At 59.6% G+C, this 17,283-nt stretch carries 17 protein-coding genes; 14 read left to right on the top strand and 3 right to left on the bottom strand.

Annotated features, from left to right (window positions below; genetic code table 11):
- Positions 1 to 104: 104 nt before the first annotated feature.
- The 4 genes from ACS5RD_RS23820 to ACS5RD_RS23805 all read left to right on the top strand — a co-directional run bounded on the left by ACS5RD_RS23820 (position 105) and on the right by ACS5RD_RS23805 (position 4,630).
- A complete protein-coding gene (locus tag ACS5RD_RS23820) occupies positions 105 to 1,412 on the top strand; it encodes an AMP-binding protein (RefSeq protein ID WP_489929398.1) in 1,308 nt (435 codons plus the stop codon).
- Between the two features lie 112 nt (positions 1,413 to 1,524).
- Positions 1,525 to 2,220 (top strand): NYN domain-containing protein, encoded by a 696-nt coding sequence (locus tag ACS5RD_RS23815; protein ID WP_489929397.1) that lies wholly within the window; start codon positions 1,525 to 1,527, stop codon positions 2,218 to 2,220.
- Between the two features lie 233 nt (positions 2,221 to 2,453).
- Positions 2,454 to 3,368 carry an acetyl-CoA carboxylase, carboxyltransferase subunit beta gene (gene accD, locus ACS5RD_RS23810; protein WP_489929396.1) on the top strand — a complete coding sequence of 305 codons (915 nt, stop codon included), beginning with the start codon at positions 2,454 to 2,456 and terminating at the stop codon, positions 3,366 to 3,368.
- Between the two features lie 23 nt (positions 3,369 to 3,391).
- Entirely contained in the window at positions 3,392 to 4,630 is a 1,239-nt protein-coding gene (locus ACS5RD_RS23805; protein WP_489931426.1) for a bifunctional folylpolyglutamate synthase/dihydrofolate synthase, read from the top strand.
- Here the strand turns inward: ACS5RD_RS23805 and ACS5RD_RS23800 are convergent.
- Positions 4,627 to 5,250, bottom strand: a complete 624-nt coding sequence (locus ACS5RD_RS23800) for a TetR/AcrR family transcriptional regulator (protein ID WP_054008178.1) — start codon at positions 5,248 to 5,250, stop codon at positions 4,627 to 4,629. The two genes, ACS5RD_RS23805 and ACS5RD_RS23800, sit on opposite strands and share 4 nt — an antisense overlap.
- 55 nt (positions 5,251 to 5,305) lie before the next feature.
- Positions 5,306 to 5,455 carry a hypothetical protein gene (locus ACS5RD_RS23795; protein ID WP_156317710.1) on the bottom strand — a complete coding sequence of 50 codons (150 nt, stop codon included), beginning with the start codon at positions 5,453 to 5,455 and terminating at the stop codon, positions 5,306 to 5,308.
- Positions 5,456 to 5,625: 170 nt separating this feature from the next.
- Between ACS5RD_RS23795 and mbfA the strand changes: the two genes are divergently transcribed.
- The 9 genes from mbfA (at position 5,626) to ACS5RD_RS23750 (ending at position 14,064) form a co-directional block, all read left to right on the top strand.
- Entirely contained in the window at positions 5,626 to 6,603 is a 978-nt protein-coding gene (gene mbfA / locus ACS5RD_RS23790) for an iron exporter MbfA (RefSeq protein WP_054008177.1), read from the top strand.
- Positions 6,604 to 6,777: 174 nt separating this feature from the next.
- Positions 6,778 to 7,704, top strand: coding sequence for an AEC family transporter (locus tag ACS5RD_RS23785; protein ID WP_489929395.1), 927 nt, complete (start codon positions 6,778 to 6,780; stop codon positions 7,702 to 7,704).
- A 58-nt stretch (positions 7,705 to 7,762) separates the two neighbouring features.
- On the top strand, positions 7,763 to 8,593 hold the full coding sequence (fghA, locus tag ACS5RD_RS23780) for an S-formylglutathione hydrolase (protein WP_489929394.1): 831 nt from the start codon (positions 7,763 to 7,765) through the stop codon (positions 8,591 to 8,593).
- A complete protein-coding gene (locus ACS5RD_RS23775; RefSeq protein WP_489929393.1) occupies positions 8,586 to 9,065 on the top strand; it encodes a CAP domain-containing protein in 480 nt (159 codons plus the stop codon). Before fghA ends, ACS5RD_RS23775 begins: the two co-directional genes overlap by 8 nt.
- A complete protein-coding gene (locus tag ACS5RD_RS23770; RefSeq protein WP_054008173.1) occupies positions 9,062 to 9,514 on the top strand; it encodes a YaiI/YqxD family protein in 453 nt (150 codons plus the stop codon). Before ACS5RD_RS23775 ends, ACS5RD_RS23770 begins: the two co-directional genes overlap by 4 nt.
- 48 nt (positions 9,515 to 9,562) lie before the next feature.
- Positions 9,563 to 10,528 (top strand): DMT family transporter, encoded by a 966-nt coding sequence (locus tag ACS5RD_RS23765; RefSeq protein ID WP_489929392.1) that lies wholly within the window; start codon positions 9,563 to 9,565, stop codon positions 10,526 to 10,528.
- Positions 10,500 to 11,126 (top strand): HAD family hydrolase, encoded by a 627-nt coding sequence (locus ACS5RD_RS23760; protein WP_489929391.1) that lies wholly within the window; start codon positions 10,500 to 10,502, stop codon positions 11,124 to 11,126. The genes ACS5RD_RS23765 and ACS5RD_RS23760 overlap by 29 nt, the downstream gene beginning before the upstream one ends.
- Positions 11,123 to 12,040, top strand: coding sequence for an ornithine cyclodeaminase family protein (locus tag ACS5RD_RS23755; protein ID WP_489929390.1), 918 nt, complete (start codon positions 11,123 to 11,125; stop codon positions 12,038 to 12,040). The genes ACS5RD_RS23760 and ACS5RD_RS23755 overlap by 4 nt, the downstream gene beginning before the upstream one ends.
- Before the next feature lie 212 nt (positions 12,041 to 12,252).
- A complete protein-coding gene (locus tag ACS5RD_RS23750) occupies positions 12,253 to 14,064 on the top strand; it encodes a DUF6538 domain-containing protein (RefSeq protein ID WP_489929389.1) in 1,812 nt (603 codons plus the stop codon).
- 245 nt (positions 14,065 to 14,309) lie between these two features.
- Here ACS5RD_RS23750 and ACS5RD_RS23745 read toward each other — a convergent pair whose 3' ends face one another.
- Complete coding sequence (locus tag ACS5RD_RS23745) at positions 14,310 to 15,539, bottom strand: MFS transporter (protein WP_489929388.1); 1,230 nt, start codon at positions 15,537 to 15,539, stop codon at positions 14,310 to 14,312.
- Between the two features lie 458 nt (positions 15,540 to 15,997).
- On the opposite strand from ACS5RD_RS23745, the gene ACS5RD_RS23740 reads away from it, so the two are divergent.
- Positions 15,998 to 17,245: a metallophosphoesterase family protein gene (locus ACS5RD_RS23740; protein WP_489929387.1), complete on the top strand. Its 1,248-nt coding sequence runs from the start codon at positions 15,998 to 16,000 to the stop codon at positions 17,243 to 17,245.
- Positions 17,246 to 17,283 lie beyond the last annotated feature (38 nt).

Raw genomic sequence — 17,283 nt, 5'->3', positions numbered from 1 at the left:
TGCTTATCGCCGCCCTTCATTCTGATCTCGCCATGACAATGCCCAGATTTGCGCGCAAGATCGCACAACTCTAAGCTTAGTCGCCGCTCCGGCGAGGAGACCGCATGCTGGATATATCGCCGGACCGGCTGACCCTTGAACCCATTGAAATCGCCTCGCGCGATGAGATTGAGGCGCTACAACTCAGCCGTCTGAAATGGTCGCTGGCGCATGGCTATCACAACGTGCCGCATATCAACGCCGCCTTCAAAGCCGCAGGTGCGCATCCCGATGATTTGCGTCATCTGAGCGATATTTCGCGGTTTCCCTTCACCACCAAAGCCGATCTGCGCGCCAATTATCCGTTTGGATTGTTCGCGGTGCCGCGCGAAAAAGTGGTGCGGCTGCACGCTTCATCTGGCACCACGGGAAAGCCAACGGTGGTGGGCTATACCGCGAAAGACATCGACACTTGGGCGCATCTGATGCGGCGCACGATGCGGGCTTGTGGCACGCGGCCCGGCGAGGTGGTGCATATTTCTTTCGGCTACGGGCTGTTTACCGGTGGCTTGGGCTTTCACTACGGCGCCGAAAAAATGGGCTGCACTGTGGTTCCGGTCTCGGGTGGCATGACGCATCGGCAGGTCAATCTGATTGAGGATTTTGGCGCGACCACGATCTGCTCGACGCCGTCTTACATGTTGTCGATCTTGGATGAATACCGCGCGCAGGGCCGCGATCCGCGCAAAAGTCCGCTGCGGGTGGGGATTTTTGGCGGCGAGCCGTGGACCAATGCGATGCGGGCCGAGATAGAGACGGCGTTCGATATGCACGCGCTGGACAACTACGGGCTGTCCGAGGTGATCGGGCCGGGGGTGGCGGCTGAATGTGTGGAAACCAAGGATGGGTTGACGCTGTGGGAAGATCATTTCCTCGCCGAGATTATTGATCCTGACACAGGTGCTTTGCTGGCAGACGGGGAATATGGCGAGCTGGTTTTGACCTCGCTGACCAAAGAGGCGATGCCGGTTGTGCGCTACCGGACGCGCGATTTGACCCGGATTCTGCCCGGCACGGCGCGGTCGATGCGGCGGTTGGAGCGGATTCGCGGGCGCAGCGATGACATGATGATCCTGCGCGGGGTGAACGTGTTTCCCAGCCAGATTGAAGAGCAGGTGGTGGCGCATCCGGGACTTGCGCCGCATTTCCAGATCGAGCTGCGCCGGGATGGACGGCTGGATTCAATGCGGGTGTTGGTCGAGGCCGTGGTGGCTGCGGATGCGGCGGAATTGGCGCGGCTGGGAGCTGGCCTGCACAAGCGGATCCGGCAGATGTGGGGGATCAATATTGAGATCGCGGCTGGCCAGCCGGGCTCCGTGCCGCGCAGCGAGGGCAAGGCGGTGCGGATTTTGGATCATCGGCCCAAGGGGTGAGGCTGGCAAGGGTCCCAACGCGGGACCTTTTTTAGATGTTTGAAATCAATGGGGTAGGATGCTGGATTTAAGGATTCTTTAAGGATTTGGCAGTTTACAGGGGTTTGGCGGGATGAATCCCCGTAAGTGCCTGTGCCGAAATGGTCTGTGGGAGTATGTGATGTTCGTGCCGCTTTTGCTTTGTTTGGCCTCGGGGATCGGGCTTGTCCTAGCAGTTGCGCTGCCGGGTTGGCAGGATTTGGGGATGCTGGCGGGGCCGATGCTGCTGGCCAGTGCTTGGCTGTTGCTGCGGGCGGGGCTTGCGCGCGGGGCGGCGGACCGTGGACTTGAAGCCCAATCGATCAACCGACAGGTATCTGAGCTTACTGGCCCACCCCGGCGCGGTGTGTTTGCGCGCAAGCAGTCACCGCCGAAATATGTCGTGATCGATGGCTCTAACGTCATGCATTGGAAGGATAACATGCCGCAGATCGAATCGGTGCGGGCGGTGGTGGCTAAGCTGACCGCAGCGGGCTATGCGCCGGGCGTGGTGTTTGATGCCAATGCCGGCCACAAGCTTATGGGCAAGTATAAGCACGACTATGCCTTCGGAAAACTTTTGGGCTTGCCGCAGGATCGGGTGATGGTGGTGCCCAAGGGCACGCCCGCCGATCCGGTGATCTTGGCCTCGGCCCGAGAATTGGGCGCGCGGATTGTCAGCAATGATCGGTTTCGGGACTGGGCTGAGACGCATCCAGAGGTCAGCGTTCCGGGCCATGTGATCGCGGGCGGCTACCGCGATGGGCAGGTTTGGTTGGATATGGCGTGAGTGGGGCGGATGCGAGCGGTGGGTTGCACCCACGCTACGCTGCGACAACGAGGGGACTGCACGGGTTGAGGCCGGGGAGCCTCCGGCGGAAGTATTTGCGCCAAGATGAAACGGTAAGGCGGATGAGTGTCAGGTTGTGGCGGCGGGGCCATGCCAGCGGGGCGTGGCAGTGATTGCATTTCCGCCCCCCTCGGACTATCTGACGATAGACCGATGTTACCGCAGGACAGGCGATGAACTGGATTTCAAACTACGTCCGCCCGAAGATCAACTCGTTGTTTTCGCGCCGCGAGGTGCCCGAGAATCTTTGGACGAAATGCCCGGAATGCGGGACGATGCTGTTTCACCGCGAACTCGCGGCGAATTTGAACGTCTGCACCTCTTGCGATCACCATATGGCGATTTCTCCGCGCGATCGGTTTATCGGGCTGTTTGATATCGGCGTGTTCGTCGAGGTTAAGGTGCCGGAGCCCGTGGTCGATCCGCTGCATTTTCGCGATCAGAAGAAATATCCGGATCGGTTGAAGGCGGCGCAAAAGGTGACCGGCGAGCGTGAGGCGATGCTGGTGGCCGAGGGCGAAGTTGGCCGCACGCCGATCATCGCCGTGGCGCAGGATTTCAGCTTTATGGCCGGGTCGATGGGCATGTATGTCGGCAACGCTATCATCGCGGCAGCGCAGCGGGCGGTGGCGACCAAGCGGCCGTTGGTGCTGTTTTCAGCAGCGGGCGGCGCCCGGATGCAGGAAGGGATTTTGTCCTTGATGCAGATGCCACGCACTACGGTAGCGGTGCAGATGCTGAAAGAGGCCGGGCTGCCCTATGTGGTGGTTTTGACGCATCCAACCACCGGCGGTGTTACGGCGTCTTATGCCATGCTGGGCGATGTGCAGATTGCCGAGCCGAACGCGCTGATCTGTTTTGCCGGGCCTAGGGTGATTGAGCAAACCATTCGCGAGAAGCTGCCTGAGGGTTTTCAGCGCGCCGAGTATCTGTTGGATCACGGGATGTTAGACCGGGTGACGCACCGCAAAGCGCTGCGCGAGGAATTGGTCACGATCCTGCGGATGCTGATGAACCAGTCCCCTGCGGTGAAGGGCGATTTGCCGCCACCGGGCGATATTCTTGAGTCGGCTGAGGTTAAAGCGTGAGTTCTGACGCCGTTCTTGAGCGGATGATGACGCTGCATCCCAAGGTGATCGACCTTGTGATGGACCGGGTGGAGCGGTTGTTGGCGGCTTTGGGCAATCCCGAACGCTCGGTGCCTCCGGTGATCCATATCGCCGGGACCAATGGCAAGGGCTCGACCCAAGCGATGATTCGGGCGGGGCTGGAGGCGGGCGGGTCACTGGTGCATGCCTATACCTCGCCACATCTGGCGCGGTTTCACGAGCGGATCAGGCTGGCTGGCGAGTTGATTTCTGAAGACGCACTGACGGCGTTGCTGGATGAATGTGTGGTTGCCAACGGACCCGACGAGATCACATTTTTTGAGATCACCACCTGCGCGGCGTTTCTGGCGTTCAGCCGGGTGAGGGCGGATTATACCTTGTTGGAGGTCGGCTTGGGCGGGCGTCTGGATGCCACGAACGTGGTGGCAAAGCCTGTGCTGACGGTGATCACTCCGGTGTCGATCGACCATCAGCAGTATCTGGGTGAGACTTTGGCCGAGATTGCCGGGGAAAAGGCCGGGATTTTGAAGCGCGGCGTGCCTTGTGTGGTGGGGCCGCAAGAGGACGCCGGCATGGCGGTGATTGAAGCCCGCGCGGCGCGGTTGGGGTGCCCGGTGCTGGCGTTTGGACAGCAATGGAGCGTTTGGGAAGAACGCGGGCGGCTGGTCTATCAGGATGAAAACGGGTTGTTGGACCTGCCGTTGCCGAACCTGCCGGGGTCGTTTCAAATCCAAAACGCCGGAGCCGCGATTGCGGCGCTGCGGGCTTTGGGCAAGGATCAGGCGGCTTGTGAGGCCGCGGTGACGAAAGCCTATTGGCCCGCGCGGATGCAACGGTTGCGGGTGGGGCCTTTGGTAGAGAGTGCTCCGGGTGTCGAGTTGTGGCTGGACGGTGGCCATAATCCGGCGGGCGGAGCGGCGGTGGCAGCGACCTTGGCGCGGATGCCCGCGCGGGAAACACATTTGATCTGCGGGATGCTGAACACCAAGGATGTGCGCGGCTATATGCAGCCGCTGGTGCCGCATGTGACGCGGTTGCATGCGGTGTCTATTCCGGGTGAGAAGAATACTTTGCCCGCCGAAGTGACGCGGGATGCGGCCTTGAGTGTCGGGATGGATGCCGGAGTGGCGGGCTCGGTGGCCGAGGCTTTGGCCGCGATTGCGGCGGTGTCGCCGGGCGCTCGGGTGCTGATCTGCGGGTCTTTATATCTGGCGGGCGGGATTTTGCGCGAGAACGGCTAGGGTTTTGCGCCGTAGCGCGCCATGAACATCGACACAGCCCCCTCGATCACGCGGGTGGCGTCGGCGGCGGTGCAGCAGGGCATTGGCGTGAAAATCATCCGATCTTGGATATCTACTTTGCACAGCTGCGCGAATTGCGCGGCGGCGAAGGGGATGTCTTCGATGATCAACTCGCCACGTTCGGTGGCGCAGCGCAGGATTTCGGCGATGCGGTCTTGCACCAGTTTCGGGCCAGAGTGGTAGAATTGATGCGCCACGGCCGGGAAATTTTCTGATTCCGCCACGGCGATACGGTAGATGCGCTGGCCGAAATCAGACAGCATGAAGGCCGTGATCTTTTGCGCGGCCAACCGCAAGACATCGGCGACGGGCGCGTTCGGATCAATATGAGATTCAGCATCATCGGCCTGACGGCGACATTCGGTGCTGGCGATTTCCAAGAAAAGCAGGCGTTTGTCGGGGAAATAGGCGTAAAGCGTGGCTTTCGACACCCCGGCCTCGCGCGCAATGTCATCGACCGAGGCGCGTTCAAAGCCGTCACGCATGAACACAATGCGCGCGCCTTCCAGCACCTGATCGAACTTGCGACCCTTAACGATTAGTTGTGGCTTGGCACCCATGCTGTCCCCCTTACCACAGTCTATAGCGGCAGCGGGGGGACGGGCAAGCGGTTGGTCACTTGCCGGGCTGCGCAGCATTTTGCGCCGAGACGGTGGTGGTGGTCGGCGGGAAGGTCAGGTCGGGGAGATTGACGCTCATTGAGAAGGCCGAAGCTTGGCTGGCGGCGGCCAGGGTGAGCAGCAGAGCGGTGGCGAAGGGTTTCATAACGGCATCCTTTATCTGAACTCATCGGTTCAGAAGTGAAAATGAACTGATTCGTTCAGTTTGGCAAGTGAAATATGAACTTGACGGTTCATATTGTGATTTGGGCTTGTCAACCTCTACGGCGCGCGCTTATTTAGAATCATTCCAAACTAAGCCGAGATGAGTCTGCCATGGGTTTCAACATTTCTAACCGCAGGCGTTTTGCCGATCTGACCGAACAAGAGGTGTTGGCGCTGGCAATTTCGTCCGAGGAGGATGATGCGCGGATTTATCGGACCTATGCCCAAGGATTGCGGGCGGAATATCCGGCTTCCGCGGCGGTGTTTGATGAAATGGCTGTCGAGGAAGACGGGCATCGGCAGATGCTGATAGACCTGCATGTCAGCCGCTTTGGCACGGTTATTCCGCTGCTGCGGCGCGAGCATGTGGCGGGGTTTTATGCGCGGCGTCCGGTTTGGCTGACCGAGAATCTGGGGCTGGAGCGGATCCGCGATGAAGCCCGCGCGATGGAACATGGTGCCGCGGAGTTTTACCAGCGGGCGGCGGCGCGGACTAAGGATGCGGCGACGCGGAAATTGTTGGGCGATCTCGCGGCGGCAGAGGCGGGGCACGCGCAGCACGCTGAGGGGTTGGAGGCTGATCTGCTGGGGCCGGAGGTGCGCGACGGTGAGGATAAAGTGGCGCGGCGGCAGTTTATTCTGACTTGGGTGCAGCCGGGGCTGGCGGGGCTGATGGATGGCTCGGTGTCCACCTTGGCGCCGATCTTTGCGACGGCGTTTGCGACCCAGAATACTTGGACAACGTTTCTGGTGGGGTTGGCGGCCAGCGTGGGGGCGGGGATCTCGATGGGGTTCACCGAGGCCGCGCATGATGATGGGGTGCTGTCGGGGCGTGGCTCGCCGTATAAGCGCGGGTTGGCGTCGGGGGTGATGACGGCTTTGGGCGGACTTGGGCACGCGCTGCCCTATCTGATCCCGGATTTCTGGACCGCGACCAGCATCGCGATGGTGGTGGTGTTTGTGGAATTGTGGGCGATTGCTTGGATTCAGAACAAGTTTATGGAGACTCCGTTCCTAAGGGCCGCCCTTCAGGTGGTGCTGGGGGGGGCTTTGGTGTTCGCGGCGGGGGTGTTGATTGGTGGTGGTTGAGGGGTGTCCACGCGTGGACAGGTTATCCATTTAAGCAATATCAATGTGTTAGCTTGGTGTCGTTAACGCATTATTAGGGTTTCTCGCGGCGAGTGCTGGGCTTGACCCCTGCAAAAATCTTGCCCGAAACCCCTTGGCCTTGTATCTGCCAGCGCGGCGTGAAACTCTGACCCCATGCTGGCGATCTTGCTGAAAACTCTGCCGTTCTTTGCGGTGATTGGTCTTGGCTATGGCGCGGGGCGGGTGCGGTTTTTCAGCGCTGAGGCCACGGCGTATCTGACGAAATTCGTGTTCTACTTCGCGCTGTCGGCGATGCTGTTTGGCTTTGCCGCCAATCTGGACCTGAGCGATGTGTTCTCTTGGGCGTTTGTCTGGGCGTATTTCCTCGCCTCAACTTTGGTCTGGTCCATCGTGGCCGGGGTGGCGCTGCTGCGCGGGGCAAAGCCCGAAATCGCGGTGTTTGAGGCGCATACGGGTATTATCGGCAACGTCGGCTTTCTGGGGATTCCGATGCTGACGCTGCTGCTGGGTCCGGCGGCGGTGGGGCCGGTTTTGCTGGTGCTGGCGGTCGATCTGCTGGTGTTTACCTCGGTGTTGACGCTGGTGGTGACGGGGCTGCGCGAAGGCCGGATGTCTTGGGGCATCTTCCGGGTGCTGGGCTTGGGCGTGCTGAAAAACCCAATGATCGTCTCGGTGGTGTTGGGGATGGCTTGGGGGGCGACCGGATGGGCGCTGCCCGTGCCGGTGAATGAATTCATGACCATGCTGGGGGCGGCGGCGACGCCTTGCGCACTGTTTGCGATTGGGGCGAGCCTTGCCGGGCGCAGTGCGGAACGGCTGGAGGTTGCGGCTTGGCTGAGTTTTGCCAAATTGGTGCTGCATCCGGCGGCGGTGGCGCTGGCGGCACTGGTGATTTTCCCGGTGGAGCGGTATGCGGCAGGGGTGATGGTGGCGGCGGCATCTTTGCCTGTGGCGGGGAATGTCTTTATTCTGGCGCAGCATTTCGGGGTCGCGCCGCAACGGATGTCGACCGCGATCCTGATCTCGACCGCCGCTTCGGTGCTGACCGTAACGGCGGTGATTGCGTTTGTGACGGGCTGAATGAAAAACTGGCTGAATGAAAAACTGGCTAAAAACCATGTGGGCTTAAGGGGGCATTATGAAAACCATTTCTGAAAACCGGGCGTTTGGCGGCGTGCAGGGGGTTTACAGCCATGCCTCGGCGGTGACGGGCACCGAGATGACCTTCGGGCTGTTCCTGCCGGTTGAGGCCGAAGAAGGGCTGGTGCCGGTGCTGTGGTATCTGTCGGGTCTGAGCTGCACGCATGAGAATGCGATGGTGAAGGCCGGGGCGCAGCGTTGGGCGGCGGAAGTGGGCATTGCTTTGGTGTTCCCGGATACCAGCCCGCGCGGCGAAGATGTGCCGAACGATGCGAGCTATGATCTGGGGCAGGGCGCGGGGTTCTATGTGAACGCGACGCAAAGCCCGTGGGACAAGAATTTCCGCATGTGGGATTATGTGACCGAAGAACTGCCGCGTGAATTGTTCAAGGCGTTTCCGATTGCTGAAGCGGCGCAGTCGATCACCGGGCATTCGATGGGCGGTCATGGCGCGTTGACGATTGCGATGAGCTTTCCGGGGCGGTTCCGCTCGGTTTCGGCGTTTGCGCCGATTTGCAATCCGACGCAAAGCGACTGGGGCCGCAAGCAGTTTGGCGCCTATCTGGGGCCGGATGAGACGACTTGGGCGGCGCATGACGCCACACTGTTGATGAAAAAGCGCGGCTTTGACGGGCCGATTTTGATTGACCAAGGCACCAGCGATCAGTTTCTTGATCTTCTGAAGCCCGAAGCTTTGGCGGGGGCTATGGTCGAGCGGCGGCAGGGCGGCAGTTTTCGGATGCAGAAAGGCTACGACCACAGCTATTTCTTCGTGAGCACCTTCATGGAGGAACATGTGGCGTTTCATGCGGGGGCACTGAATGCTTAAACTTGGCATGTTGAAAGCGGCGGCTTTACTGGCTTTGTTGGCGCAGCCGGTTTGGGCGGGCGCGGCGGAAGATCAGGTGTTGGCGGCAGTGAATAAAGCGCGCGCCGGGGCGGGCTGTTCTGCGTTGACGGTGAATGCCAAGCTGGTGGCTGCGGCGCAGGGCCATGCTCAGGCTATGGCAGAGCAGAATTTTTTCAGCCATGCCAGCAAGAATGGCGCGAAGTTTTCCAGCCGGATCAAGGCGCAGGGTTACCGATTTAGCAAGGTGGCCGAGAATATCGGCGCGGGGCAATCCTCGGCTGCGGGGATTTTGAAGGATTGGCTGGGCAGTGCGGGGCATCGCAAGAATATCCTCGATTGTGCTTTGACCGAAACCGGGATCGCGGTGGTCTATCAGCCGGAGGATAAACCGCTGAAGGGGCAGAAATACGCGATGAAATACTATTGGGTTGAGGTTTTCGCGCGGCCATGAGTGGTCGGATTTTTATCGACGCCGATGCCTGCCCGGTGAAGGCCGAGGCGGAGCGGGTGGCGACGCGGCATGGCATGCGGATGATACTGGTGTCTAATGGCGGGATCAGGCCTTCGGCGAACCCGCTGGTGGAAAGCGTGTTTGTGGCGGCGGGGCCGGATGAGGCGGATAAGTGGATCGCAGAGGCCTGTGGGCCGGGCGATGTGGTGGTGACCGGGGATATTCCGCTGGCGGCGAAATGCGTGGCGGCGGGTGCGAAGGTGGTCAAGCACAATGGCGAGGAATTGACCGGTGCCAATATCGGCAATGTGCTGGCGACGCGGGATCTGATGCAGGATCTGCGCAGTGCGGACCCGTTTCGGCAAGGCGGCGGGCGGCCATTTTCCAAGGCGGATCGCTCGCGGTTTCTGGAAGTTTTAGAGCGGGTTGTGCGGCAAGCGAAGCTTTGATGTCGCCTCTGGGCTAGATTTGCCCGCCGGGACGCGGTGAGTTGCATTATGTCAGACAATTCCAAAAAACCCGCCACTGGTATCCTGTTTGCATTGGGCGGCGGGGTGGTGCTTTCGGTCAATGATCTTGCGATCAAGGCTTTGTCGGGAACCTATGCGCTGCATCAGGTGATCTTGCTGCGGGCGTTTGTTGGCATGGCGATCGTGCTGGCGGTGATCTGGTTTTCGGGCGGCGGGTTTCGGCAGTTGCTGACCAAGCGGCCGCTGGATCATCTGTTCCGGGTTTGCATCGTGATGTGCTCGAACGTGACCTATTTCGTCGGGCTGTCGCTGATGCCGCTCGCAGATGCGGTGGCGACGGCGTTTGTGGCACCGTTGTTCGTGACGCTGATGTCGGCGGTGATCTTGCGCGAACAGGTCGGGCCACGGCGCTGGGCGGCGGTGGCGGTGGGGATGCTGGGCGTGGTGGTGATGACGCGGCCGGGGGCCGGGGTTATTCAACCGGCGGCGATTTTGGTGCTGATCTCGGCGTTCTGCTATGCCTCCAGCCATATGATGACGCGGCGGATGCGGCTGACCGAAAGCGCTATGACGTTGAATTTCTTCGTGCAATGCGGGTTTATCGTGGTCAGCCTATGCTTTGGCTTTGTGGCGGGCGATGGCCATCTGGCGCAGGCCCCCGGCAGCACTTGGGAGTTTTTGTTCCGGCCTTGGCATACGCCTCCGATGGGGGATTGGTGGGCGTTTATCGCGACGGGTGTGGCCGTTGGCGTGGGTGGTTTGATGATGTCGCAGGCGTATCGCACCACCGAGGCCGCGCTGATTGCCCCGTTTGAATATATCGGGATGCCGATGGCGATTTTCTGGGGGGCGGTGGTGTTTGGAACCTTCCCCGATGGCACGGCTTGGGTTGGGATTGCGTTGATCTGCGGCGCGGGGCTTTATACCCTGTGGCGCGAGACGGTGCGGAAGGTAAAGGATCTGGATGTTGCAGCCCCAAGCGGTGATCTTTGATATTGGCAATGTGCTGACGCGTTGGCAGCCAGAGGCGTTTTATGACCGGGTGATTGGCGAGGACCGCCGCCGTGCGCTGTTTGACGCGGTTGATCTGCATGGCATGAATGACCGGGTCGACGAGGGCGCGTTGTTTCGCGAGACGATCTATGATTGGGCGGAACGGCACCCGGAATGGAGCGCCGAAGTGCGGCTGTGGTATGACCGCTGGATTGAACTCGTCTCGCCCCGGATTGAGGGCAGCATTGCTTTGCTGCGGGCGCTTAGGGCCAAGGGGGTTCCGGTGTTCGCGCTGACCAATTTCGGGCGGTATTCGTTTGAAGAAGCCCTGCCGAAGATGGATTTCCTGGCTGATTTCGACCGCAGATATGTCTCGGGCGTGATGGGGGTGATCAAGCCTGATCCGCTGATTTATCAGATGGTTGAGCAGGATTGCGGTATCGCGGCGGATCGGCTGTTGTTCACCGACGATAAGGCCGAGAATATCACGGCGGCGGCCCGCAGGGGCTGGCGTACACATCAGTTTGAAAGCTGGCAGGGCTGGGCGCAACGGTTGGTTGCCGAAGGTCTGCTGAGCAAGCAAGAGGCAGGGTTATGAGCATTGAAATCGTAGGGCCAGAGGCCGAGGCCATGTTGTCATGGGCAGGGCTGTGTGAGGCGTTTGAGGCCGGCCACCGGCTGCCGCGCGCCGAGATCAACGATCTGTTTTTGTATCGCGGCGCGGATACGCTGTTGGATCGCGCGGCGTGGATTGACGGCTTGGGCAGCTTGGTCAAGGTCGCGACGGTGGTTCCCGGCAATGCTGCGCGGGGGTTGCCCAGCATCCACGGCGCGGTCAATCTGTTCAACGATCAGACCGGGGTGCTGGAGGCTTTGGTGGATTTCCATCTGGTGACCAAGTGGAAAACTGCCGGCGACAGCCTGCTTTCGGCCAGCAAACTGGCGCGCAACGACAGCCGGAATATCCTGCTGGTCGGCGCGGGCACGGTGGCACGATCCATGATTCAAGCCTATTCGGCGCTGTTTCCCGATGCCAAGTTCAGCATCTGGAACCGCTCGCCTGCCGGGGCTGAAGCGATGGCAGCAGCGGATGCTCGGGTGACGGCGGTGGGGGATTTGGAGGCTGCGGTGCGCGCGGCCGATGTGATTTGCACGGCGACGATGAGCCGCGAGCCGCTGTTGAAGGGCGAATGGCTGCAACCGGGGCAGCATATCGACCTGATCGGGGCCTATACCCCGGCGATGCGCGAGGCGGACGATGAGGTGATGCGGCGGGCGTCAGTGTTCGTCGATTCGCGCGCCACCACCGTGCATCACATTGGCGAGTTGAAAGACCCGATTGCGCGCGGCGTGATCAGCGAGGCGGACATCAGGGCGGATTTTTACGACATGGCGCAGGGCAGCTATCGGCGGAGTTCTGACGATGAAATCACCGTCGCCAAAAACGGCGGCGGCGCGCATCTGGATCTTATGACCTCGGCCTATATTCTGGCGATGTGGCGGCAGCGTTGAGGGATTTGTAAACAAAAAGCGCCCTTTTTGGGGGCGCTTGGCGTGGTTAGAAGTCTCGGGATAATTTGGTCGGAGCGAGAGGAACATAACCCGGTTTCTTCCAAGCTGCTGAATTATAGCAACCTATTGACTATACAAGCATTACCATGGAACTAGTGATCCGGAGGGGTGTTCCGGGCGAGTGTGCCGGAGCCCGCATTCAGGAATGTTTCATGCCGCATATTTCTTATCTCAGCAAGCGCGGATCAGTCTATTATGCGCGTTTGGATGTGCCTGAGGATCTGGTGTCGATAGCTCAGACTCAGACACGCAGGCTTTCTCTGAAGACCAAGGACATGGGAGAGGCGAAGCGCCGACTCTGGCCCGTGATCGCCGAATGGCAACGCGAGTTCGATGACATGAGGACACGGCGCACACTTGAGGCGTCCGACAGAGAGCATGCGGTTTGGGACCATCACACTGCCATTCTCGAGCGTGACGAATTCGAACGTGCGCATTTACCCGGCGAACGGGAAATCGAAGCCGCCAGAGCTGACCTACTTGGTCGCGTTGATCGTGACGAAATTAAGGGCGTTGATCAGCTATCCATCTTGGATGCGACCCTGGAATTGCAAGTTTTGCAGAAGGCGGGCGAGCTTTCTGCCTTCGCGCGGAAGGTGAAATTGGCAGAATTGAAGAAGCATCTTTCGAAGGGTGAAACTGCACTGATTGCACACGAAGTAGATAATTATCTTCGCAAAAATCGCCTTTTTGTTGAACCCTCAACGCCCGACTGGATCAGCCTCGCTCGCCACATGATGCGTGCGGAGATCGACGCGCTGGCGCGAACCCTAGAGCGAGATGAAGGCGATTTCACCGGTCAGCCCCGCGACCCTCTCGTAAAAACGCCGACGCTCCATCGCAGGGTCCAGACTGAAGTCGCTGAGCATGGGGAGAGCATCTTGGAGGCGCTAGAGACGTTTAAAAAGGAAAACCCCAGAAATGTTTCGAAAAGCCGCATGGACGAGTCATGCCGGGACATCGGCATCTTCATCGAAACAATCGGCCCGAAATTTCCGATGGGTAAGATTTCAAAAAAGCATGTCCGGGAATGGAAAACGCTCTTGATCAAGTATCCAGTCCGCGCGACTGAGGTCGTGGCGTTCCGTGGGATGAACATCAATCAAGTCGTTTCTGCGAACGAGGCACTTGGACGCCAGGTGCTTTCAGATCGGACCGTGAATCGCTATCTGTCGAGCCTTTCCGCCTTTTGCTCTTGGGCTGAGGCCAACGGGTATATCGCGATCAACCCCTGCACTGGCATGGCTCTGCCCAAGGAACGCCGCAGCAAGACTTTGACATTTAGTGTTGAGCAGATGAACACGCTCTTCGCGTCACCTCTGTTCAGCGGCGCGCAAAGTGGATCGGAATGGCGAAACATCTCACGGCCAGGAGACGTGCTAATTCGCGACCACCGCTTCTGGGTGCCATTGGTGATGCTGTATTCGGGTGCCCGTCCCGGTGAGATCGGGCAACTCGCCGTTAGCGACGTGCGTCAAGAGCACAGCCGATGGATAATGCACATTACAACTGAAGGTGAAGCCCACGGCGAGGGAAAGTCAGTCAAGACAGCCGGGTCGATGCGCGTCATTCCAATTCACCCGGAACTCGTGCGGCTTGGTTTGCTGAAATACCATGAAGAGCGTGTTCACGCTGGCGACAAACAGTTTTTTCCCGGAGCTAAACGAAATGAGCGAGGGCAGATGATGCCGGAGTTCTCGAGAGAGTTCGGTAAGTATCTCACCCGTATCGGCCTGAAAGAGGGTCGTGGCTTGTCACTTTACTCGTTCCGCCACGGCGCAGCAGACGCGATGCGCAGAGCCGGTTTCTTAGACAATCAGTTCGGTTTCTTGCTCGGTCACACTGAAGCCTCTATGACCGGACGATATGGTTCGATGCCTCAAGGGATGCTGGAACAGCGCGTTGAGCTGGTGAATGCAATTGCCTATACTGGCCTCGAGATCGATCATCTGGGGCCGATGTGATCGCAGAACTGGCTGATCTGCTTAAGTTTATTGAGTAATGCGCGCGTGCTTTCTTCGAGTGTAGTCGGGTTAGTCTGCGGGTTCGTCCAAAGTGGCTGATGGCGATGGTCCCAGAGGTATGCTTTGCTTTGGTTGTCCCAAGATCTGGCGCGGCCAAGGCCAAGAGCGATTCACTGAGAGCATCTTCGGGTATCGGTCGATCTTATTAGTGAGTCATGAGAGCCAGGCGGCACGTGGCGGCCCGCTCAGCGCCTCTGGTCGGGCCTGCAGGTCAAAGCGTAGCGCTTTCTCCCTGTCGCAGCACGCGCGAGCCCGATGGCAGCAAGGGTCATGGCGACGCCGAAGACGGCATAGGTCGCAAAGCCGATGCGGATACCCCAGCCGTCCGCAAGGGCTGACATCAGGAAAGGAAATACGAAGGCACCGACCCCGCCGCCCGTCGCTGCAAAACCGATCGCCTGACTTTGCGCCTGCGGAAAGCAGTTGCCCAGCAAGGTGATGACCGCCGGATAGAAGATCGAGCAGCCAAGACCCGACAACAACACCATCGCCATGGCGGTGGATTGAATGAACGGGCCGCTTGCCACAAAGCCAAGCAGGCTGAGCACCGCGATGGTGATTGTGGCTAGCAGCGAAAAGCCAATCAGTAACTGATCCTGTCGCAACCCGTGATCGAGCAGCGGAACACCAAAGCGGCCCGTCAGCAACCCCGCCCAGAACAACGAGACCAAAAGCGCGCTTTCGGTCGCTGGATAATCGAAAACTGCGACGAAATACTGCGCCACCCAGTTCGACACTCCGAGTTCGACGCCGACATAGAAGAAAAGCGCCAGAAACGACAGGTAGTAGGCCGGATGCGTTTTGAGGGGTTGGGCGATCTCGCCCGTTTCTGCATTGGCTGCATCTGGCGGCAGGTGCATCGGCAGCAGCACAAACAGCAAGGTAAGCGCTAGGAAGATGGCTGCCATCAGGTGATAGACAGCAACCCAGTCAAGCTCTGCATGCAAGAGCGCTGCCAGAACCAGCGGGCCAAAGATCGCTCCCACCGCAAATGCACCATGCATCAGGTTCATCGGGCGCCCGGACTTGGCGGTATCAAGCCGCAGGGTCGTCCAGTTGACGGTAATCTCGACAAAGCCCTGACCTACGCCCATCAGCGCGCCGAGCAGGATGTTGATTAGCGGACTTGGGGTGGAGCCGAAGAACGCCAGCCCCACCGCCGCAATGGCAAGGCCAATGACAATTGTGCGCCTTGGCCCTAAATACCGGATGGCGTAGCCTCCGACGAAGGTGAAGCTGAAATATGCGATGGCGTTCGCGGCAAGGACAAGGCCCGCGACGAAATAGCTCCATCCAAAGCTGGTCAGAATCTTGGGCAGCGCCGCACCGATGATCGTCATCGACATGCCGAAGATGGTGAAAACAGCGAAAAGCGCCAGAAACAATGTCCTGTGGCGACGGTCTACAAGATTCATGGCAAACTCGCGATTGAGAACGGGGAGATTGTTTCCGGGGTCTATCGCAAGATCACCGGAAGCGGAATCGCAATGCTCTGGCAGCGCGCCCAGAACTGAAGCAGCAGGCGTGGAACTCAGACTAGATACGACCAGATGACCGAAACGCCGAATTGACCAGGGCCCCCGCAGAAAGCAGGAGCGTGTCGCTGAGCGTGCCTCGTCATTTGGGCCGGAGAGTGTGAGTCCAGCGCACTAAAAGTCTATGCGGCGGCCTGAGCGCCCCCTTCGACCCAGTAAGTTGAACACAGGTCGCCCGTCCGGTGAGTGCAGCGTGCATGTCTTAGTTGATTGCCTCAACGTCGCGATGCTCCTCGACTTCGCTGCCGAAAAACTGTCAACTTCGATTGCGCTGCGAGCCATGCTGCAACGAGAATTCATACCGCAGGCAGATCTGGCCATCACCAGCAGGAGGCGACGTGCCCATCAAGATCCTTCACACCGCTGATTTGCATCTCGACTCCCCACTTTCCAGCCTGGCCTTGCGCAACGAGGATTTGCAGGCACGCGTCATAATTGCCTCGCGGAAGTCTTTGGAAAAGATGGTAGATTTCTGTGTGGCTGAGAGCGTAACCGCTTTGCTAATCGCTGGCGATCTTTATGACCGCGCTGAGCGCAGTGCAAAGACAGCCGCCTATCTGACGATCCAGATGGAGCGGCTGCGCGCGGCGGGTGTGCGGGTCTTCTACATCAAGGGCAACCATGACGCTGAAAACCCGATCACTGGGGAGATTGACCTTCCTGCAAATGTGCATATCTTCGACGGTCGCGGCGGCAAGGTGCAAATCGCACCCGATGTCTGGGTGCATGGTGTCAGCTTTCGCGACAAGCATGCGCCAGAAAGTCTCGTGTCGAAATTCGGGACACCAGAGCCGGGCGCGGTGAATATCGCCATGCTGCACACATCGCTGACCGGTTCCGCAGGACATGATCCATATGCGCCCTGCTCGGTTGCTGATCTCACACAAACCGGGTTTGATTATTGGGCGCTGGGGCATATCCACAAACGCCAGGTTCATTCGACAGCACCTTGGGTGGTGATGCCCGGCAATCCGCAGGGGCGCGATATTGGTGAGGCTGGGGCGAAGTCCGCGACATTGCTCACCATCGAAGCGGGTCGGATTGAGATAGCAGAATTGCCCACCGCGTCAGTCGAATTCCGTGAAAGTTCTTTGTCACTTACGGGGCTTGCGGATGATGATGCTATTCGCGACGTGTTGCGGGCGCATGTGCAGGCAGAGGCTGTAGGCGTCGCCGACTGCGCGATTCTGCGGCTTACATTGGCTGGGGCCACGCCGCGCGCGTGGCAGTTGCGACGCGACCGAGATATGTGGGCGGAAATTCTCAGTCAGATGGCAGAGGATACTGGTCGTATCTGGATCGAAAAGCTGACCTTTGCTGTCACGTCGCCCACAACCGCCGTCAGCCCGCACGATGCCGTGGACGAGGTGCAGGCGATCATGGCAGAGATCGCGACCGAAGACGGCTTTCGCAACGCCGCACGGCAAGAGCTGGAGCAAATGCTGTCGCTTCTTCCGCAAGCACGCCGCGCAGCTCTTGCGCCTGATGCTGCGGCACAAGCCGCCTTGCTGGACCGGTTGGCACAGGATGCTATCCTTGCGATGACCGCCGCGATGCGCGGCGCTGACGCGGATGCAGCATCATGATGCGCCTGCGCCGTCTTGATCTAGGGTCAGGACCTATT

It is taken from the genome of Cypionkella sp. PAMC25878, assembly GCF_058135695.1.
This window is presented reverse-complemented; position numbering and strand designations above follow the sequence as displayed.